Origin of the sequence: Sphingopyxis sp. SE2, assembly GCF_032227185.1 — a bacterium.
GTDB lineage: Bacteria > Pseudomonadota > Alphaproteobacteria > Sphingomonadales > Sphingomonadaceae > Sphingopyxis.
Map to the genome: position 1 here is coordinate 1,386,905 of NZ_JAPMXW010000001.1, position 18,073 is coordinate 1,404,977.

Annotated in this window: 20 protein-coding genes; 5 read left to right on the plus strand and 15 right to left on the minus strand. The window is 64.5% G+C overall.

Annotated features, from left to right (window positions below; genetic code table 11):
• From OVY29_RS06580 to petA, 3 genes are read right to left on the minus strand one after another with little or no spacing between them, the layout of a single operon-like run.
• The gene (locus OVY29_RS06580) at window positions 1-813 is read right to left on the minus strand and encodes a cytochrome c1 (protein WP_313911129.1); all 813 of its coding nucleotides are present in this window, start codon (window positions 811-813) and stop codon (window positions 1-3) included.
• Window positions 814-844: 31 nt separating this feature from the next.
• A complete protein-coding gene (locus tag OVY29_RS06585) occupies window positions 845-2,131 on the minus strand; it encodes a cytochrome b (protein ID WP_037553911.1) in 1,287 nt (428 codons plus the stop codon).
• A gap of 13 nt (window positions 2,132-2,144) precedes the next feature.
• Window positions 2,145-2,702, minus strand: a complete 558-nt coding sequence (gene petA, locus OVY29_RS06590; protein WP_037553912.1) for a ubiquinol-cytochrome c reductase iron-sulfur subunit — start codon at window positions 2,700-2,702, stop codon at window positions 2,145-2,147.
• A 222-nt stretch (window positions 2,703-2,924) separates the two neighbouring features.
• Here petA and OVY29_RS06595 point away from each other — a divergent pair, with 222 nt between their 5' ends.
• Together OVY29_RS06595 and hemF are read left to right on the plus strand one after the other, a co-directional pair.
• Entirely contained in the window at window positions 2,925-3,383 is a 459-nt protein-coding gene (locus OVY29_RS06595) for a tRNA (cytidine(34)-2'-O)-methyltransferase (protein WP_037553913.1), read from the plus strand.
• Entirely contained in the window at window positions 3,380-4,240 is an 861-nt protein-coding gene (gene hemF / locus OVY29_RS06600; protein WP_037553914.1) for an oxygen-dependent coproporphyrinogen oxidase, read from the plus strand. The genes OVY29_RS06595 and hemF overlap by 4 nt, the downstream gene beginning before the upstream one ends.
• A 55-nt stretch (window positions 4,241-4,295) precedes the next feature.
• Here hemF and OVY29_RS06605 read toward each other — a convergent pair whose 3' ends face one another.
• Window positions 4,296-5,177: a hypothetical protein gene (locus tag OVY29_RS06605; protein WP_037553915.1), complete on the minus strand. Its 882-nt coding sequence runs from the start codon at window positions 5,175-5,177 to the stop codon at window positions 4,296-4,298.
• Between the two features lie 112 nt (window positions 5,178-5,289).
• Window positions 5,290-6,036, minus strand: coding sequence for a hypothetical protein (locus OVY29_RS06610; protein WP_037553916.1), 747 nt, complete (start codon window positions 6,034-6,036; stop codon window positions 5,290-5,292).
• A 132-nt stretch (window positions 6,037-6,168) separates the two neighbouring features.
• Here OVY29_RS06610 and lipB point away from each other — a divergent pair, with 132 nt between their 5' ends.
• Both lipB and OVY29_RS06620 read left to right on the plus strand, forming a co-directional pair.
• Window positions 6,169-6,822, plus strand: coding sequence for a lipoyl(octanoyl) transferase LipB (gene lipB / locus OVY29_RS06615; RefSeq protein ID WP_037553917.1), 654 nt, complete (start codon window positions 6,169-6,171; stop codon window positions 6,820-6,822).
• Between the two features lie 9 nt (window positions 6,823-6,831).
• Window positions 6,832-7,170 (plus strand): hypothetical protein, encoded by a 339-nt coding sequence (locus tag OVY29_RS06620; RefSeq protein ID WP_037553918.1) that lies wholly within the window; start codon window positions 6,832-6,834, stop codon window positions 7,168-7,170.
• Between the two features lie 3 nt (window positions 7,171-7,173).
• Here OVY29_RS06620 and queE read toward each other — a convergent pair whose 3' ends face one another.
• From queE to OVY29_RS06670, 10 genes are all read right to left on the minus strand, one after another.
• Window positions 7,174-7,806 (minus strand): 7-carboxy-7-deazaguanine synthase, encoded by a 633-nt coding sequence (queE, locus tag OVY29_RS06625; protein ID WP_037553919.1) that lies wholly within the window; start codon window positions 7,804-7,806, stop codon window positions 7,174-7,176.
• 4 nt (window positions 7,807-7,810) lie between these two features.
• Window positions 7,811-8,494, minus strand: coding sequence for a 7-cyano-7-deazaguanine synthase QueC (gene queC / locus OVY29_RS06630; RefSeq protein ID WP_037553920.1), 684 nt, complete (start codon window positions 8,492-8,494; stop codon window positions 7,811-7,813).
• A gap of 189 nt (window positions 8,495-8,683) precedes the next feature.
• Complete coding sequence (locus OVY29_RS06635) at window positions 8,684-9,091, minus strand: hypothetical protein (protein WP_037553921.1); 408 nt, start codon at window positions 9,089-9,091, stop codon at window positions 8,684-8,686.
• Window positions 9,092-9,226: 135 nt separating this feature from the next.
• On the minus strand, window positions 9,227-10,150 hold the full coding sequence (locus OVY29_RS06640) for an Hsp33 family molecular chaperone HslO (RefSeq protein ID WP_235211439.1): 924 nt from the start codon (window positions 10,148-10,150) through the stop codon (window positions 9,227-9,229).
• Window positions 10,151-10,160: 10 nt separating this feature from the next.
• The gene (argF, locus tag OVY29_RS06645; protein WP_037553922.1) at window positions 10,161-11,087 is read right to left on the minus strand and encodes an ornithine carbamoyltransferase; all 927 of its coding nucleotides are present in this window, start codon (window positions 11,085-11,087) and stop codon (window positions 10,161-10,163) included.
• 28 nt (window positions 11,088-11,115) lie between these two features.
• Complete coding sequence (locus OVY29_RS06650; protein ID WP_037553923.1) at window positions 11,116-12,303, minus strand: aspartate aminotransferase family protein; 1,188 nt, start codon at window positions 12,301-12,303, stop codon at window positions 11,116-11,118.
• Between the two features lie 129 nt (window positions 12,304-12,432).
• Window positions 12,433-13,173 carry a hypothetical protein gene (locus tag OVY29_RS06655; protein WP_037553924.1) on the minus strand — a complete coding sequence of 247 codons (741 nt, stop codon included), beginning with the start codon at window positions 13,171-13,173 and terminating at the stop codon, window positions 12,433-12,435.
• Entirely contained in the window at window positions 13,173-15,761 is a 2,589-nt protein-coding gene (locus tag OVY29_RS06660; protein ID WP_037553925.1) for a TonB-dependent receptor, read from the minus strand. Before OVY29_RS06660 ends, OVY29_RS06655 begins: the two co-directional genes overlap by 1 nt.
• A gap of 110 nt (window positions 15,762-15,871) precedes the next feature.
• On the minus strand, window positions 15,872-16,858 hold the full coding sequence (locus OVY29_RS06665; RefSeq protein WP_037553926.1) for an LLM class flavin-dependent oxidoreductase: 987 nt from the start codon (window positions 16,856-16,858) through the stop codon (window positions 15,872-15,874).
• 67 nt (window positions 16,859-16,925) lie between these two features.
• Entirely contained in the window at window positions 16,926-17,378 is a 453-nt protein-coding gene (locus OVY29_RS06670) for an Lrp/AsnC family transcriptional regulator (protein WP_037553927.1), read from the minus strand.
• Window positions 17,379-17,451: 73 nt separating this feature from the next.
• Between OVY29_RS06670 and OVY29_RS06675 the strand changes: the two genes are divergently transcribed.
• Window positions 17,452-18,042 carry a LysE family translocator gene (locus OVY29_RS06675; RefSeq protein WP_037553928.1) on the plus strand — a complete coding sequence of 197 codons (591 nt, stop codon included), beginning with the start codon at window positions 17,452-17,454 and terminating at the stop codon, window positions 18,040-18,042.
• Window positions 18,043-18,073: the final 31 nt, after the last annotated feature.

Genomic DNA, 18,073 nt, shown 5'->3' on the forward strand with positions numbered 1-18,073 from the left:
TCAATGCTTCTTGTCGGCCCAGATGTTCCGGTACGACAGGTAGGTCAGCACCGTGAAGATGAGCACGAAGAAGAAGACGGCATAACCGACCTGGATGCGCTTGATCAGCTTCGGTTCGGCAGTCCAGACCAGGAACGCGGTCACGTCCTTCGACATCTGGTCGACCGTCGCCTTGGTGCCGTCGGCATAGGTGACCTGGCCTTCGGTCAGCGGCGGCGCCATCGCGAGGTTGAGGTTCGCGAAATAGGGGTTGTAGTGCAGCCCCGTGCCCGGCTTCAGCTCTGCCGGCAGGTTCGCCGGTGGGTTCTGGAAGCCGGTCAGCAGCGAATAGACATAGTCCTTGCCACCTTCGCGCGCCTTGGTGATCAGCGAAAGATCGGGCGGCAGCGCATTGTTGTTCGCGGCGCGCGCGGCGACTTCATTCGCATAGGGCGACGGAAAATAATCCGACGGCAGGCCGTCGCGGGTCGCCGGCTCACCCGTGTCGGGGTTGATCGACGGGACCTGGAAGCCCTTGGCGAAAGTCTTGATCTGCCCTTCGGTGTATCCGAGGTCCGCAATGTCGCGGAAGGCGACGAGGTGCAGGCTGTGGCAGGCCGAGCAGACTTCCTTGTAAACCTGCATCCCGCGTTGCAGCTGGGCCTTGTCCCAATGCGGCAGCAGGATGCCGTCGCTGGCGAGCTTCAGATGCTTGGGATGCTTGTGAAACTCGTGCGCGACATTGGGCTCATTCTTGAGCGGCGTCGTGAGGATCGCGAGCACCAGCGCGGTAATGAAACCGAGACCGACGAGAAAACCGAGCGGACGAACCATGGCTGTATCAGCTCCTATTAAAGTCCGGCGCTCAGGCCGTTGCCGAAGCCGACGTCGCGTCGGTGGCGTGTTTGGCGAGGACCGCTTCGGTGATCGAATTCGGCATCGGCAGCGGGCGTTCGATCCGCGACACGATCGGCAGGATCACCAGGAAGTGAGCGAAATAATAGATCGCACCCAGCTGGCTGAGGATCACCCACGGCTGTTCGGCGGGCTGCATGCCGCACCAGCCGAGGAGCAGCACGTCGGCGACGAGGATCCAGAAGAAGATGCGGTACAGCGGACGATAGTTCGACGATTTGATCGGCGAGCTGTCGAGCCAGGGCAGGAAGAACAGCAGCGCGATCGATGCGAACATCGCGATGACGCCCCATAGCTTCGCGTCGATCCACAGGAAGTTGAAGGTGAAGGCCTTCAGGATCGCGTAGAAGGGCAGGAAATACCATTCGGGAACGATATGCGCCGGGGTTGAAAGCGAGTTCGCCGGGATATAATTGTCGGCGTGGCCGAGCGTGTTCGGGCTGAAGAAGGTCAGCGCGACGAATACGAGCAGGAAGACGCCGACGCCAAAGCCGTCCTTCGCGGTGTAATAGGGGTGGAACGGGACGGTGTCCTGTTCGTCCTTCACTTCGATGCCCGTCGGGTTCGACGAACCCGGGATGTGCAGCGCCCAAATGTGCAGGATGATGACACCCAGGATCACGAACGGCAGCAGATAGTGCAGCGAGAAGAAGCGGTTGAGCGTCGCGTTGTCGGGGACGAAGCCGCCGAGCAGCCATTCGCGCACCGGCTCGCCGACGAGCGGAATCGCCGAGAAGAAGCCGGTGATCACCTGCGCACCCCAGAAGCTCATCTGGCCCCACGGAAGGACGTAGCCCATGAAAGCGGTCGCCATCATGAGGAGGAAGATCACGACGCCGAGCAGCCACACCATCTCGCGCGGAGCCTTGTACGAACCGTAATAAAGGCCGCGGAAGATGTGGAGATAGACGACGATGAAGAACATGCTCGCGCCGTTCATATGCGCGTAGCGGATGAACCAGCCGGCGTTCACGTCGCGCATGATATGCTCGACCGAGTTAAACGCGACGTCTGCATTCGCCGCATAGTGCATCGCAAGAACGATGCCGGTGATGATCTGAATCATCAGCGCGGCGCCAGCAAGGACGCCGAAGTTCCAGAAATAGTTGAGGTTGCGCGGGACCGGATAGCCGGGCCCCGTGGCATTATAGACGAGGCGCGGAATCGGCAGCTTCTCGTCCATCCACTTCATCAGCGGATGCGTCGGCTCATAGGGTTTCGCCCAGGGAAAGCTCATCTTATTCCTCTCCTCAGCCGATCGTCACGACGGTGTCGCTGGTGAATTCATAGGGCGGCACAACCAGATTCTTGGGTGCTGGCCCTTTACGGATGCGCGCCGCGGTGTCGTAGTGCGACCCGTGGCACGGGCAGAAATAACCGCCGAAATCGCCGCGATTCTCGCCCTCGGCTGCGCCGAGCGGCACGCAGCCCAAATGGGTACAGACGCCCAGCGTGATCAGCCAGTTTTCCTTGCCCGGCTTGGTGCGCTGGTCGATCGTTTCCGGATCGCGCAGGTCGCCCATCGGGACCGCCTTGGCTTCGGCGATTTCCTTGGCGACGAGATTGCGCACGAACACCGGCTGCTTGCGCCAGCTCGTCTTGATCGCCTGCCCCGGCTGGATCGCCGAAATGTCGATCTCGGTCGACGACAGCGCGAGCACGTCGGCCGACGGGTTCATCTGGTTAAGCAGGGGCAGCACCACGGCGACCGAACCGACACCAGCGAAACTCACTGCCGCAATATTGATGAAATCCCGGCGGCGTACGCCATCTTCGATACCGGCGTTGAGTTCAGTTTCACTGGCCATTCGATTGCCCTTGTATGGGTGAACCACAATAGTTCTCGAAGGTTTGGCCGTCCCTGTTGCACGCGCACGAAAGCGCACAACCCGGCGGCCCCTCCGGGAATTGCGGGCCTGATAGCCGCACAGTCCGAGCTTGCCAACAGGCAATTTCCGCTTGCGTCACCCGGCCGCCGCGATGCAGCCAAGCCCCTCGATTCGCGGCGCCTTCGGCTTTATGGCGGCACCATGGAAATCGCCCTGTTCCAACCCGACATCGCCGGCAACGTCGGCACGATCCTGCGCACTGCCGCCTGCTTCGGCACGCCGGCGCACATCATCGAACCCTGCGGTTTTCCGTTCGGCGACGCCGCGCTCAAGCGCGCGGGCATGGATTATGCCGTGCGTGCCAACGTCCGGCGGCACCCGGGCTGGGACGCTTTTCACATATGGTCGCAGATCGGCGGGCAGCGCGTCGTGCTGCTGACGACCGCGGGCGCGACGCCGCTTCCCGATTTCGAATTCGAGGCAAGCGACGTCCTGCTGTTCGGGTCGGAAAGCGCCGGGGTACCGAAGCACGTCCACGACGCGGCCGCCGCGCGGGTCGCGATTCCAATGCTGCCCGGCTTTCGATCCTTGAATGTCGCGGTCGCGGCTGGCATCGCGCTCGCCGAGGCGCTCCGGCAAACGAAAGGCTTTCCCGCATGATCTCGCTCGACCCGCAGCAACAGCGCGCGCGCACCTGGTTCGAATCGCTTCGCGACCGCATCTGCGCCGAATTCGAGGCGATCGAGGCCGAGGCGGGAAGCGACGCGCGCTTTTCCTATACGCCGTGGGACCGCGAGGCCGAGGGGCTGGCGCCCGGCGAAGGCGGCGGCGGCGTGCGCGGCGTGATGACGGGCCAGGTTTTCGAAAAGGTCGGGGTCAATGTCTCGACCGTCGGTGGCCAGTTCGCGCCCGATTTCGCCGCCTCGATCCATGGCGCGGCCGAAGACCCGAGCTTCTTCGCCACCGGAATCAGCCTGGTCGCGCATATGGCGAACCCGCACGTCCCCGCGGTGCATATGAACACGCGCTTCCTCGCGACGACGAAGCGCTGGTTCGGGGGCGGCGCCGACCTCAATCCGCCGATCCCGTATCAAGAAGATACCGATGCGTTCCACGCGCGGCTGCGCGCCGCCTGCGCCCCCTTTGGCCCCGACGTTTATGAACGCTATGCCAAGTGGGCCGAGGATTATTTCTATATCCCGCACCGCGGCGTCCATCGCGGCGTCGGCGGCATTTTCTACGACCATCTCGAATGCGGCGACGATGTCGAATATGACCGCAATTTCCAGCTGACGCAGGCGGTCGGCGAGGCGTTCCTCGACATTTTCCCGCAGATCGTGCGCCGCCGCATGAACCTGCCCTTCACCGAGGCCGAGCGCGAGGAACAGCTTATCTGGCGCGGCCGCTACGCCGAATTCAACCTCGTCTACGACCGCGGCACGCTGTTCGGGCTCAAGACCGGCGGCAATATCGACGCGATCCTGATGAGCCTGCCGCCGCTCGCCAAATGGGCCTGATACGAAAAGGGCGCCCCGTTGCCGGAGCGCCCTTCTCTCTTAGGCTTATGCCGGATCAGGCGAAGACGTCGCCCGACGCGCGCGGTGCGATCGCGCGATAGACGCCCACCGGCATCGAAAAGGAGATCATGATGATCGGCAGATAGACGAGCGCCGCCATCACGATCATCGTCAGCATCGCGCCGACGACCGATCCGCCAACGATCGCCCCAAGCACGCCTCCGAAGATCATGCTTGCGATAAAGATATAGACGAGCATTCCGATCGTGAAGAGCAGGTAAAAACCCACGATTACCCATTGCGACGGGCCGGTCAGCCGCCACGATTCGCCGAGCCCGGTAACCGGATTGCGCGTCAGCCGCTCGGCCATCACCGGCCCGGCAACCATGAACCGGCCCTGCACCCACAAGAGAAAGACGACCATCGCGATATAGAGAATGATCATCAGGAAGATCGCCCCGCCGCCGATCGCGCCGGCGCCGCCCGATTCGAACGCAGCCGGGGACAATCCGCCCATGCCACCGAGCGCCGCACCGAAGATCAACGTCATGATGAACATGACGATGAAGATGACGATATAGGCGGCGATCATGACCACGATCATGCCAAAGGCGAGCGCCGGCCCGGCCTGGAATGCCCAAGCGAAATTGGGCGCTTCGCCGGGGTGCATGCCGCCGCGCCAGATCAACATCGACACGCCGTAGAAAATGACCGCGGCGATCAGCGCGAACAGCCCGATCTTGCCGAAAGCCCCCATGATAAGCGACGGATCGTTGGGCGACATCGCCATCGCGGAAAAGGTCGACCCGAGAAACAGATAACCGAGCAGACCAACGAGGATCAGCGCCCCGCCGACCCACATCAGCATCTGCATCCAATTGGCCTTCAGAAACGCGAAGGTTTCGGAAAAGGCCGCTCCGATACTCATTTTCGTCATGTCACTTTCCCCTGCTTGTCAAAGCCTGTTCTTCACTCCGTTCAAGACTGGACGAAAACCGACCGGCTTCGTCCCGATTGCGACACCTTTATCATTATTGCGGGCTTGCCCGTCACTGAAACACCTCGGACGAGGTCCGTAGCGCGAGCTGGCGATAAGCGGCCGCCGATACCGCGATCGACACCAGGCTTCCGATCGCGCCGAACGCCGCCTCGACCAGCCCGCCCATCATGCGGCCGAGGCCCGGTTCGCTGCCGAAGATCACCGAGACGACGCCGCCGATGATCAACGCCGCGATCACGATCACGATGCCGACGAGAAACAGAAAGAAGAACACGGCCCAGCCGTTGTCGCGCGTGAGCTCCCAGCTCGTCCGGATCGCCTCGAAAGGATTGTAGATCCGGCGATCGGCGATTGCAGGCGTCACAAGCGCGAGCCGCCCGATCAGGTAGATGCCGGGCACGATCAGCAGGATGAAACCGAAACCGATCGCGATTCCGCACAGGATCTGGACCGCAATCATCGTCGGGAAGAGCATCAGGCCGAAGGTCAGCGCCTCGCCGACGCTGATCCCCGCCCGCGAGAGCCAGAGCCTCAGGATCGCTGCGGTTCCGATCAGGGTGCAAAGCGCGATCACCACCTGCCCGGGGATCATCTGGCGGAAGCTTTCGCGGAATGTCGCCATGACCTGGTTGAAATCGGCGCCCGCGGGCGGCTCGATCGGAACGGGTCCGAACCAGGCGAAGGCGAGCGCCGGCAGGAAGAGAAATACGCCCGCGATCGTGCCGACGAGCGCCGTGTGCGATTTCAAAAGCTGCAACGTGTCGTCCCACGCCGCGCCCATGTCGAATTTTACCATTGATACCCCGTCATTTTTTGGTTCCCCGTTGGCGCGAAGGTGACGATCTTCGGCGCGTCTGTCCAGCCCTGTCGGTCATGCGGGCCGGGGGGTCTTGCGTCCGAGGCCCCGGCGGGCCAGATAGCCGGCACAATGACCGCCCTGCCCCCGCCCGAATGGACGATAAGCCCCGGCCTCACCTGCTATGACGCGGCGCTCGTCGACATGGAGGCGCGCGCCGCGGCGATCCACGCAGGGAGCGCCGGCGAGCGCATCTGGCTGATCGAGCATCCGCCGCTCTATACCGCGGGAACGAGCGCCGATCCCGCCGAGCTGCTCAATCCGCAGTTCCCGGTTTACGATGCGGGGCGCGGCGGACGCTATACCTATCATGGGCCCGGCCAGCGCGTCGGCTATGTCCAGCTCGACCTGACGCGGCGCGGGCGCGACGTGCGCGCCTATGTTTCGGCGCTCGAAGGCTGGGTGATCGACGCGCTCGCGCTGCTCGGCGTCGCGGCGCGGCGCGCCGAGGGGCGGATCGGCATCTGGACCGATGATGTGGAGGGCCGCGAAGCGAAGATCGGCGCAATCGGCGTGCGCGTGAAGCGCTGGGTGACGATGCACGGCTTTTCGCTCAACGTCGCGCCCGACCTCGCGCATTTCGGCGGGATCGTGCCGTGCGGCATCGCCGAGTTTCCGGTGACCAGCCTCGCCGCGCTCGGCAAGGCCGCGACCTTCGCCGATGTCGACGCGGCGCTGGCCCAGACACTGCCCGCCTTTCTCGACAAGCTCGGGCCGACCGACTAGGAAGCCCGCATGACCCGCATATTCCTCACCTCGCTCCCCCTGCTCGCCCTGGCCGCCTGCGGCGGCGGCGACAGCACGGGCAAATCGACGACCAAGCTCGACGCGGTCGAGGTCCAGCCCGGATCGATCAGCGATTCGATGATCGTCCTCGATAATGTGGCGGGCGACGGCACTGCGGTCGACAACAGCATTCCCGACGATGACACGAAAAAGGACGCGCCCAAGGCCGAAGCGGCGAGCGAGGGCGACGAAGCCGCGAGCGACGACGGCGACGATCCCGAAGCGGTCGACATGCCGATCGCGAAAAAGGCGATTACCGACGACGCCGCCGCCAAGAAGGGAGAATAACGCCTAGCGCAGCCCCAGATGCTTGTGCGTCTGGAGCGACAGGCGCCAGCGCGGATCGGCCATCACCAGATCGATGCACGCCTGCACATTGGCGCTCGCGTTCGGGTCGTCGAGCGGCTGGACGAGCAGATGTTTGAAGTCGAGGCCCGCGAGCCGCGCGACATCGCTGCCGGGCTGCGGCCAGACGAGTTTGAGTTCGTCGCCGCTCGTCTGAACCAGTTCGCTTCCCGCTTTCGGGCTGACGCAGATCCAGTCGATGCTGCGCGGGATCGGCAGCGTGCCGTTGCTTTCGATCGCGATGGTGAAGCCGCGATCGTGCAGCGCACCGATCAGCGCGTCGTCGACCTGCAGCATCGGCTCGCCGCCGGTGAGCACGATATAGCGGTCCTCGCCGCCCTCGCCCCAGCTTTCGGCGACAACGTCGGCTAGCGCCGCGGCCGATTTATACTTGCCGCCGAGCGTGCCGTCGGTGCCGACGAAATCGGTATCGCAGAACTGGCAGATCGCCTTGGCACGGTCCTGCTCGCGTCCCGTCCACAAATTGCAGCCGGCAAAGCGGCAGAAGACCGCGCGGCGTCCCGCCTGCGCCCCCTCCCCCTGCAGGGTGAGGAAAATCTCTTTGACGGCGTAGGTCATGGCTTCAGGCGTAGCGCGTCGGGTCGGTGAGACCCGCGTCGGCGAAGCCCTTCGACCGCAGGCGGCAGCTGTCGCACGCCCCGCAATGCAGCCCCTCGGGCGTCGGATCGTAGCACGACCAGCTCATCCCCGCGTCCATGCCGAGCCGCGCCGCTTCGGCGGCGATATCGGCCTTGGTCATATGCTGGAGCGGCGCATGGATGCGGAATTCGACGCCCTTGTCGCCGTCGCGCGTCGCCAGCGCCGCGAGCTTCTCGAAACCCTGGATGAATTCGGGGCGGCAGTCGGGATAGCCCGAATAGTCGAGCGCATTGACGCCGATGACGATGTCCTGCGCAGCCCGTGCCTCGGCGAGCCCGAGCGTCAACGACAGGAAGATCAGGTTGCGCGCGGGGACATAGGTGATCGGGACATCGTCGCCCACTCCGTCCTTGGGCACGTCGATGTCGGCGGTCAGCGCCGAGCCGCCGAAACGGCGGAGGTCGAGCGGCAACACGATATGTTCGGCGGCGCCGACATAGTCGGCGATGCGCGCGGCGGATTCGAGTTCAACGCGGTGGCGCTGGTTATAGTCGATGGTGAGCGCGACGATGCGCGCGCCCGCTTCGCGCGCGAGGCCCGCACAGACCATCGAGTCGAGCCCGCCCGACAGAAGGACGATCACGCTTTTTCCGGAAACTTGCTGCATCGGCGCCAGATAGGCCCGTGCCGCCGGGGGTGCAAGAGGGCCCGCCGCATCAAAGAAACGGGCCGCGAGGCGGTCGCCGCGCGGCCCAGTCCGGCATGACAGCCGTTAGGGAGAAGACATACGAAGAAGCATGTCTTCCTTCGACCTAGCGCCGGATGGTAAACATCGGGTTAGCGCGGCGCGCAAAGATCAGCAGCCGCCTGTGCGCCGCGCTTCGATCGCCTGCGAGAAGGGCCGGCCCTCGGCAATGCCCTGCGTATCGATCTGGACCAGCCGGTTCGTCTCGCTGCGGATGGTCGTACGACCGTGCCCGGCGCCGGGACAGGTATAGTGGACGGTCACCGAATTCGGCGTATCCTCGATGACATAGCGCGAACAGGTCGCACCCGGGTGATAGACCTGGATCATCCGCCGCGCGTCGCCGACGCAGACGGTCTGGACGACCGCGTCCTTGCCGCGTTCACGCAGCTGCCAGCTGCCCTTTTCGAGCCGGTCGAGCATCGCCAGCGACGGCGCCTGCGCCGGCACCGCGGTCGCCGCGCCCGCAAGGCCGAGCGCCATCAAACCATATCGCACGAGGGGAGAGAAGATCGCCATTTTCACCTGTCCACTGGTCGCCGCGCGGGCTGGATGCGACCCCGTTGCCCGTAGGTAACAACGCGCCCGAGGCTTTTCAACCGCTTGGCGCTGGATTTGCTCGTTTCGTCGCCGGCTTCGACGAAGCCCGTTCGGTTATTCGGCGCGATCGTGGGTCGCGATCTCGTCGAGCGGGATCGGGAAAAAGCGCGAGCAAAAGGCGCAGTCGACGACGATCCTGCCGTCGTCGTCGGCCATTTCGGCGCGCTCGGCCTCGGGAAATTGCGCGAGCACGCCGGCGAAATAGCCGGTGCTGCACCGGCAGCCCCGCGACACTGTAACGCCCGGCTCGACGCGCACCTCATCCTCATGGAAAAGCCGCCACGCCAGCGTCTCGAGCGAGGTCGCGGGATCGGTGAGCTCCTCGTCCTTGAGCGTCGCCGCGATCGTCTTGGCATGCTCCCATTCGGGATTGTCGTGGCGAACGTGCAACCGGTCGCGGCCGACCTCGCCCTCGGGAAGATGCTGGAGCAGCAATCCGCCGGCAACGCATCCCGCCTCGGGATCATGACGCGCGGCGAGCTTGATCAGGCTCGAAATCTGCTCCGATTGCTCGAAATAATGCTCGGCCGCCTCGCCGATCGACGTGCCTTCGAGCGGAACGATGCCCTGATAGCGTTCGCCGGTCGTCGCCTGATCAAAGGTGATCGCAAGAAAGCCCTCGCCGAACAGCGCGAACAAGGTCGGATCGGAACCCGCCTCGGCTAGCCGCTCGGCATCGAACTTGAGGTAGCCGCGCAGTTCGCCGCCGCGATAATCGCAGACGAGCAGCTCGACCGGCCCGCCGCCGGTCTGCGCCTGCAGCGTCATCTGGCCGTTCTCGTCCTTCAGCGTCGAGCCGAGCAGCACGGTGAGCACCAGCGCCTCGGCGAGCAGTTTTTCGGCGACCGGCGGATAATTATGTGCGCCGATAATCGTCCGCAGCGTCGGCCCGAGCCGCACCAGCCGCCCGCGTACATGGCGCTTGGCGATGGTGAACAGCAAAGGCTGGTCGAACCAGGTTTCGATGGTCTCGCTCACGTCCTTAAACTCACAATTTCCCGAGCGCCCAGAGCAGGATCGATTTTTGCGCATGGACGCGGTTTTCGGCCTCGTCCCAGACGCGCGACTGCGCGCCATCGATCACCGCATCGACGACCTCGTCGCCGCGGTGCGCGGGCAGGCAATGAAGGAAGATCGCGTCTTTCTTCGCACCCGCCATCAGTCGCTCGTCGACCTGATAAGGCGCCATCGCCGCAATCTTGTTATGCGCGTGATCCTGTCCCATCGACACCCATGTGTCGGTGACGACCAGATCGGCGCCCGCCACGGCCTCGCGCGCATCGCGCACGACCTCGATGCGTGAACCCTTCGCCCGCGCCGCCTCGACGAAGCTCGCCTCGGGCTCATAGCCTTGCGGCACGCCGGCGCGGACGTGGAAGCCGAACAGCCCCGCCGCCTCGATCAGCGACGCGAGGACATTGTTGCCGTCGCCGAGCCACGCGAGTTCGAGCCCCGGCAGGGCCTTGCCACTCTCGACCACCGTCAGCAGGTCGGCGACGATCTGGCACGGGTGCGAGAGGTCGGTGAGGCCGTTGATCACCGGCACGCTCGCATATTCGGCGAGTTCCTCGGCTTTCGCATGATCGTCGGTGCGGATCATGATCGCATCGGCATAACGCGACAGCACGCGCGCGGTATCGGCGATCGTCTCGCCGCGCCCGAGCTGGGTCACGCCCGCGTCCATGATCATCGGCACCCCGCCGAGCTGGCGGATCGCGATGTCGAAGGATGCGCGCGTGCGCGTCGAATTCTTCTCGAACACCATCGCGAGCACATGGCCCGCGAGCGGCGCATCGGCGTCGGGCTTTGCCTTCGGCCAGCCCGCGCGCGCCGTCTTGCGGTCGATCGCGTCCGACAGCATCGCGGCTACGGCGTCGCCGCCCGCGTCGGACAGGTTCAGGAAGCGCCGCATCATGCCCTCCGTTCTGCAGGAACGGAAAACATCAGGACTCGGGCGGCGTGTAGCTCGCCGCGCCTGCCGACAGTTTTTCGATGAATTCGGCGATGTGGCTGTCGTCGATGTTGAGCGGCGGCAGCACGCGGACGACATTCTCGCCCGCCGCGACGGTCAGCAGCCCGTGATTGTCGCGCAGGTGCGCGACGAACGCGCGGCTGTCCGAATTGAGCTTGAGGCCGAGCATCAGGCCAACACCGCGCACACTGTCGAACAGATGGTCGTGGTTGGGGATGAGCTGTTCGAGCGCGCCGCGCAGCCGCTCGCCGGTCGCCTTCACCTGATCGAGGAAGCCATCTTCGAGCACGACGTCGAGCACCGCCTGCCCCGCCGCGCAAGCGAGCGGGTTGCCGCCATAGGTCGACCCGTGCGTGCCAATGACCATGCCGCGCGCCGCCTTTTCGGTCGCGAGGCACGCCCCCATCGGGAAGCCGCCGCCGATGCCCTTGGCGCTCGCCATAATGTCGGGGGCGACACCATAATGTTCATAGGCATAGAGATGGCCGGTGCGCGCGACGCCGCACTGGACCTCGTCGAAGATCAGCATCAGGTCGCGCTTGTCGCAGATGTCGCGCAGCGCCTGCAGGAAAGGCTGCGAGGCGGGGCGGATGCCGCCCTCGCCCTGGATCGGCTCGACAAGGAAACCCGCGGTGTTGTCGTCGACCAGATCGAGCGCGGCGTTGATGTCGTCGAACGGCGCATAGGCGAAGCCGGGCAGCAGCGGATCGAAACCCTTGCGCAGCTTTTCCTGATTGGTCGCCGAGATCGTGCCGAGCGTGCGGCCGTGGAAGGCGTTGTTGAAGGTGATGAGGGTGTGCTTTTCGGGATTGCCCGCGCTCGAATGATAGGCGCGCGCGGTCTTGATCGCGCATTCGACCGCCTCGGCGCCCGAGTTGGTCAGGAAGACCGTGTCGGCGAAGGTATTGTCGACCAGCCGCGCGGCATAGGCCTCACCCTGCGGGCTGCCGTAAAGGTTCGACACATGCATCAGCGTCGCGGCCTGCTCCTGAATCGCCTTGGTCAGGTGCGGGTGGCCGTGACCGAGCAGGTTGACCGCGATCCCGCTCGCGAAGTCCAGATAGCGCTCGCCTCGCTCGCCGATCAGATAGGCGCCCTCGCCGCGCACCGGACGCACGGCACACCGGGGGTATACGGGCATCAGCGGCGTGATCGACATGGCAAGCACCTTTCAGTCAAAAGTAAAAAGGCGACCCCGTTCGGGCCGCCCTTGGTCGGGCGGCTCCTATACTGCCGGTGCCGGAGGCGCGTCAACACAGCGGCGCCGTGCGCCCGGACGACAAAAAGATCAGAGCGCCGGAACCGGCGTCGCCCGGATTTCCTTCTTCGCGCGATCGATCGACCACAGCAGGCGCGGCTCGGCCGGGTCCCAGTCGATCGCCTGCCCCTCGGTCGGCACCGGCAGCGTCGCCACCAGTTCGAGCGTCGCGCCCGCCTTCGGCAACCGCAGCGCATAGATTTCGGGCCGGTCGTGCCCGCTGGCGTACATCAGCCCGTCGGCGCCCCACGCGAAACCCGAACAGCTTTTGGGCGCGAAGCGCGCGAGTACGGCGTCGGGGAAAAGCCAGGATTCGAGCGGACGAAAGGAGGCGTCCATGCGAACCAGCGTCGTGAAGCGGTGGTCGCGCCCCGGCTCGCCGCCGCGGTCGTCATAATTAGCGAACACCGCCCACCAGCTTCCGCCGTGCCAGTCCATCGCGGTGAGCGAACCATAGATCCGCCCGAGGCTGACCGTGCGGACATGGCGGAGCGTCTTTGCATCGAAAATCTCGACGCTGCTCGCCATCGGCACCTTCGGATAATTGGAGGCGGCGCAGACGAGCTCGGCCTTCACCACCGCGCAGCTGTTGAGGTGCGGGAACAGCTTGGGGTCGCCTTCCCACGCGGCGACCCGCTTGCCGCTCGCCTTGTCATATTTGCCGATCGCGAAATTATCGATGGCATAGACATGGGTCCGATCCGCCGCGACGCCCTGATCGGCCTCGGGCGCCGCGATCGTCGCAAGCGTCAGGAGCGCGGCGGCGAGCATCAGAAGCGCACCGACGCGCCGGCATAGAAGGTCCGGCCATAGCGTTCGTTCTGGATGATCCAGTCACGGCGCTCGCCCTGATACTGGCGCGTCGGCTCGTCGGTCAGATTCTGCCCCTCGACAAACAGGCTGACATTGTCGGTCAACGCGAACGACGCCTTGGCGTCGAGCCGGCGCAGATCGTCATTATACTGATCGCCGAGCATATCGGCGCCGAGCGAAATCAGCGCGCTGCCGGTGTTGTGATAGGCGATCGACGCCTCGATCGGCCCCTTCTGATAGAAAAGCTGCGCGCCATAGAGCAGGTTCGACTGCTCGGGGAACGCCGCGGGGTCGGCACGGCCGGGAACTTTCAGCTTCGAATCGATCAGCGTCATATTCGCCTCGAGCCCGAAGCCGGAGAGAAAGCTCGGCAGGAAGTCGAACTGCTGGCGATAGGCGAGCTCAAGCCCGATGATGTCGGCGCTCGTCCCGTTCGCCTTTTGCGAGAAGCCGAGCACGGCATAATCGCGCCCGCCATAGCTGGTGTCGAGCAGCGTAAAGCTTTGTGTATAGACGGGGTTCTGGATGAATTTGGCGAACACGCCGACCGAAAGCAGCCCGCCCTTCGCAAAATACCACTCGGCCGAGGCGTCGAGCGCGTCGGCGACATAGGGTTCGAGGTTCGGGTTGCCGAGCGACACCGACCCGTCGAATGTGCCGTCGTCGTTCGCTTCATAGGCGATCTCGCCGCCGGGGGTGAGGTCCGAATAATTGGGACGCCCGACGCTGCGCGTATAGGCGAGGCGGACAATGACCTCGTCATTCGGTTCGATCCGCACGATCAGGCTCGGCAGCCAGTTGGTGTAGCTGCGCTTCGCGTTCACCGGGACGACGTCGGCCTCATTCTCGAGCTGGAACCCGCGGATCGTCAGGTCGGTGCGTTCGACGCGGATGCCCGGCGTCACCGTGATCGACCCGAAATCGAGGTTCGCCATCGCATAGCCCGCCGCGATATCTTCGCCGAGGTCGAGGTCGTCCAGCGTCGCATTGGCGAGCGTCGAGCTCTCGTCGAGCACAAAATAGGCCGCGTTCGCGGGGTCAGCGGTGAAGGCGTCGATCAGGCCGGCGTCAATCACCGGCGTGATCAGATAGTCGTGCCCGCCGCCGGCATGCGAAATCACGTCGGCGCCCTGCAAGCCGAACTGGCCGAGCGTGAAGCGCGTCGCCGCATTGCTCCCCCGCGAAAAGATGCTGTTGTTCGCATCGAAATCCTTGTCGGTCGCGCGATATTTCCCGCCGAGCTTCAGCCAGCTGTCGTCGCCGAAGCCAAGCTTGCGCGTGACGTCGAGCCGGCCAGTCCAGATATATTCGTCGCCGCTTTCGTCCTGCACCGTATATTGGCGAAAGCCGAGGCCGTCGGCGGTCAGCGGAGTGCGCGGCACCGCGCTGAACAATTTGTCGGTGAAGTCGAAATCGACGGTCCCCGGGTTGCCGCGGAATTGCCAGAGCTGGTTCGGCTCGATCACTTCATTGTGCGAGCGCGCGATGCCATAGTCGAAGGTCCAGTCGTCGGCCTCGGTCGTCCCGCCGACCATGCCGACGAGAACGGACTTCTCCTTATACTCAAGCCGCAGGTCCGATCGCTGCTCGGTCACTGTCGATACGCCGGTCAAGCCATCTGGGTTCAATGTTACGGTCCCATTGTCCCGTTGTGCCTGCGTCGCGAAATCGAGGCGGAAGCGCTGGCGATATTCATTCTCGGTGAATTTGCTGTAGAGCCCGCGCGCCCACAGGTGGGTCGTGTCGCTCGGCCGCCAGTCGAGCGAGGCGATGCCCCCGATGCGTTCGCGCTCGAGCTGGTAATCGGTATATTTGATGTTGGTCGGCAGCCCGCCGCGCGCCGCGCCCGGAAACGGCGCCCAATCGTCGGGAAAGATGCCGAAGCTCTGGAAATCGCGCTTCGAATAGCTCGCGCCGATCAGGATGCCGAATTGCTCGTCGCCGCCGAAGCGCCCGCCGATGCTCGCATCGCCGCGTACCGGCACCTTCTCGTTGAGCGTCTGGTAACCCGCTTGCACATTGGCCGAGAGGACGAAAGGCTCGGCGAAGTCGAACGCGGTCTGAGTCACGAGGTTGATCGTGCCGCCGATACCCTGCGCATCGAGATCGGCGGTCTTCGCCTTGGTCACCTCGACGCGGTTGAGCAATTGCCCCGAGACGATGTCGAGCGGCAGACGGCGCGTGTTGCCGTCGGGGTTGCCGAGCTCGAAGCCGTTGACGGTATAATTGTTGAGGTCCGACGGAATACCGCGGATCGCGACATAGCGTCCCTCGCCCTGATCATATTGCACGCCGACGCCGGGCAGGCGCTCGATCACTTCGGCGACGTTGCGGTCGGGAAGCTGGCCGATCTCGTCCGCCGCGGCGACGTCCATGATGCCGACGGCCTCGCGCTTGATCTCGATCGCGCGTTCCTGCTGCGCGCGCTGGCCGGTGACGACGATCGCCTCGCCCTCGTCGGTCGGCGTGGCGCCCTGCCCGAAAGCTGGCGAGGCGGCGAGCAGCGCGATGGCGCTGACGCCGGCGAGGGAGAGTTTGACGGACATGAAAGCGACCCCTTTTGGAAAGACGCGCTGCGCCTAGGGGTCCGCCGCGTCGATTCGACGACGCATCAATGACAATACGACTATTCTTTCGTGACGTCGCCGTCACATTGTCAAAGCAAGCGCGCCGCCTCCATCGTCAGCGCGAGCGAGCGTTTGCGCGCACCGTGATCGTACATCGACGAAGCGATGATCACCTCGTCGACACCGGTGCGCGTCTGAAAGGCCTTGAGGCCCGCCGCGATGTCGTCGGCGGTGCCGATCGCCGAGCATTGCAGCACATGGTCGAGGATCGCCCGCGCATTGGGCGGCAGACTGTCCTTATAGCCCGCGAGCGGCGGCTTCATCTTGCCCGGATTGCCGGTGCGCAGCGCGACGAACGCCTGCTGCTGCGACGAGGCGAGGAGTTCGGCCTCCTCACGCGTGTCGGCGGCGAAGGCGTTGAACGCCGCCGCGGCATAGGGTTCGGCGAGCTGCGCCGAGGGTTTGAACTGGCGGCGGTAGATATCGAGTGCTTCGTCGAGCGCGTCGGGCGCGAAATGGCTGGCGAAGGCGTAAGGCAGCCCGAGCATCGCCGCGAGCTGTGCGCCAAAGGTGCTGGATCCGAGAATCCACAGCGGGATATGGGTGCCCGCGCCCGGAACCGCTGTGATACCGAGTTGTTCGTCGCCGGCGAGAAAGGCCTGCAATTCCAGCACATCCTGCGGAAACTGGCGCTCGTCGCTCGCGAGGGTGCGGCGCAAGGCGCGCGCGACGCGCTGATCCGATCCGGGTGCGCGTCCCAATCCCAAATCCACACGGCCAGGGAACAAGGCTTCGAGGGTGCCGAATTGCTCGGCGATCACCATCGGCGCATGGTTCGGCAGCATGATACCGGCCGATCCGATCCGAATGCTCTTGGTGGCCTGCCCGATATGCGCGAGCACGACCGAGGTCGCGGCGCTCGCGATCCCCGCCATGCCATGATGTTCGGCGACCCAATAGCGCGCATAGCCGAGCGCCTCGGCATGCCTTGCGAGATCGGCGGCGTTGGCGAGCGACTGGGCGATCGTGCCGGTATCGGTAACGGGCACGAGGTCGAGGAAAGAGAGTTTCGTCATGAAACCGATATGCGGTTGGCGAGTGAGAGGTGCAAGCGCACCGCTTCACGGGCGGCGCGAAGAAAAACTACGCCCGCTCGTCCTTGGGCGAGTCCATCAGCACATAGGTGGTGATCGAATGCACCTGCGGCAGCACGCCGAGCACCTCGGTGTGGAAATGCTTGTACGACGCGAGATCCTCGGTCTCGACGCGCAGCAGATATTCGATCGTGCCGGTGATATTGTGGCATTCGCGCACTTCGGGCGCCTCGGCCATCGCGGCCTCAAAACCGGCCTGCGACTTTTTGGTGTGCGACGACAGCCCTACGGTCACATAGGCAAGGAAGGTGAGCCCGAGCTTCGCGGGGTCGATCACCGCGCGATAGCCCTTGATCACCCCGCTGCGTTCGAGTTCCTGCACGCGGCGCAGGCAGGCCGAGGGCGACAGCCCGACGCGATCGGCGAGTTCGAGGTTCGAGATTCGCCCGTCGCGCGACAATTCGTGCAATATCTTGCGGCCGATGGCGTCGATCTTGATCATGGATTGCATAATCTAACCGAATGCGGGTCATCTTTGCAATCCGTCGCGCAGCTAAACGCATTATGTTGCGCGCATGGAACAGACCACCCTCGCCGCGCTCTCCGCCTTCGCGCTCGTCTCGTCGATCACCCCGGGGCCGAACAATATGATGCTGATGGCGTCGGGCGCCAATTTCGGCCTGCGCCGCACCGTTCCGCATGCGCTCGGCGTCGGCATCGGCTTCACGCTGATGATCGTCCTCGTCGGCGTCGGGCTGATGGGGCTGTTCGACCTGTTTCCCGTGCTCAATATCATACTCAAGGTGGTGAGCGTCGCCTATCTGCTCTGGCTCGCGTGGAAGATCGCCAATGCCGCCGCACCCGACACGACGGGCAGCGCGCGCGGCAAGCCGATGAGCTTCTTTCAGGCGGTGCTGTTCCAGTGGGTCAATCCGAAGGCCTGGTCGATGGCGCTCACCGCGATCGCGCTCTACGCGCCCGACCGCAATTTCGCCGCGGTGCTGCTCGTCGCGGTGATCTTCGGGATCATCAACCTGCCCTCGACCAGCCTGTGGGCGGTAATGGGGGTGTCGCTGCGCGGCTGGCTGTCGAGCCCGGCGCGATTGAAAGCGTTCAACTGGACGATGGCGGCGCTGCTCGTCGGCTCGCTCGCGCTGCTGATCTGATTGCAAGGTTGCATCCCGCAACCTAAAGACG

Excerpts from the sequence above, each read along its gene's own strand:
- OVY29_RS06580 (WP_313911129.1), bottom strand. The coding sequence starts at position 813 with ATGGTTCGTCCGCTCGGTTTTCTCGTCGGTCTCGGTTTCATTACCGCG.
- OVY29_RS06585 (WP_037553911.1), bottom strand. The coding sequence starts at position 2,131 with ATGAGCTTTCCCTGGGCGAAACCCTATGAGCCGACGCATCCGCTGATG.
- petA (WP_037553912.1), bottom strand. The coding sequence starts at position 2,702 with ATGGCCAGTGAAACTGAACTCAACGCCGGTATCGAAGATGGCGTACGC.
- OVY29_RS06595 (WP_037553913.1), top strand. The coding sequence starts at position 2,925 with ATGGAAATCGCCCTGTTCCAACCCGACATCGCCGGCAACGTCGGCACG.
- hemF (WP_037553914.1), top strand. The coding sequence starts at position 3,380 with ATGATCTCGCTCGACCCGCAGCAACAGCGCGCGCGCACCTGGTTCGAA.
- OVY29_RS06605 (WP_037553915.1), bottom strand. The coding sequence starts at position 5,177 with ATGACGAAAATGAGTATCGGAGCGGCCTTTTCCGAAACCTTCGCGTTT.
- OVY29_RS06610 (WP_037553916.1), bottom strand. The coding sequence starts at position 6,036 with ATGGTAAAATTCGACATGGGCGCGGCGTGGGACGACACGTTGCAGCTT.
- lipB (WP_037553917.1), top strand. The coding sequence starts at position 6,169 with ATGACCGCCCTGCCCCCGCCCGAATGGACGATAAGCCCCGGCCTCACC.
- OVY29_RS06620 (WP_037553918.1), top strand. The coding sequence starts at position 6,832 with ATGACCCGCATATTCCTCACCTCGCTCCCCCTGCTCGCCCTGGCCGCC.
- queE (WP_037553919.1), bottom strand. The coding sequence starts at position 7,806 with ATGACCTACGCCGTCAAAGAGATTTTCCTCACCCTGCAGGGGGAGGGG.
- queC (WP_037553920.1), bottom strand. The coding sequence starts at position 8,494 with ATGCAGCAAGTTTCCGGAAAAAGCGTGATCGTCCTTCTGTCGGGCGGG.
- OVY29_RS06635 (WP_037553921.1), bottom strand. The coding sequence starts at position 9,091 with ATGGCGATCTTCTCTCCCCTCGTGCGATATGGTTTGATGGCGCTCGGC.
- argF (WP_037553922.1), bottom strand. The coding sequence starts at position 11,087 with ATGATGCGGCGCTTCCTGAACCTGTCCGACGCGGGCGGCGACGCCGTA.
- OVY29_RS06650 (WP_037553923.1), bottom strand. The coding sequence starts at position 12,303 with ATGTCGATCACGCCGCTGATGCCCGTATACCCCCGGTGTGCCGTGCGT.
- OVY29_RS06655 (WP_037553924.1), bottom strand. The coding sequence starts at position 13,173 with ATGCTCGCCGCCGCGCTCCTGACGCTTGCGACGATCGCGGCGCCCGAG.
- OVY29_RS06660 (WP_037553925.1), bottom strand. The coding sequence starts at position 15,761 with ATGTCCGTCAAACTCTCCCTCGCCGGCGTCAGCGCCATCGCGCTGCTC.
- OVY29_RS06665 (WP_037553926.1), bottom strand. The coding sequence starts at position 16,858 with ATGACGAAACTCTCTTTCCTCGACCTCGTGCCCGTTACCGATACCGGC.
- OVY29_RS06670 (WP_037553927.1), bottom strand. The coding sequence starts at position 17,378 with ATGATCAAGATCGACGCCATCGGCCGCAAGATATTGCACGAATTGTCG.
- OVY29_RS06675 (WP_037553928.1), top strand. The coding sequence starts at position 17,452 with ATGGAACAGACCACCCTCGCCGCGCTCTCCGCCTTCGCGCTCGTCTCG.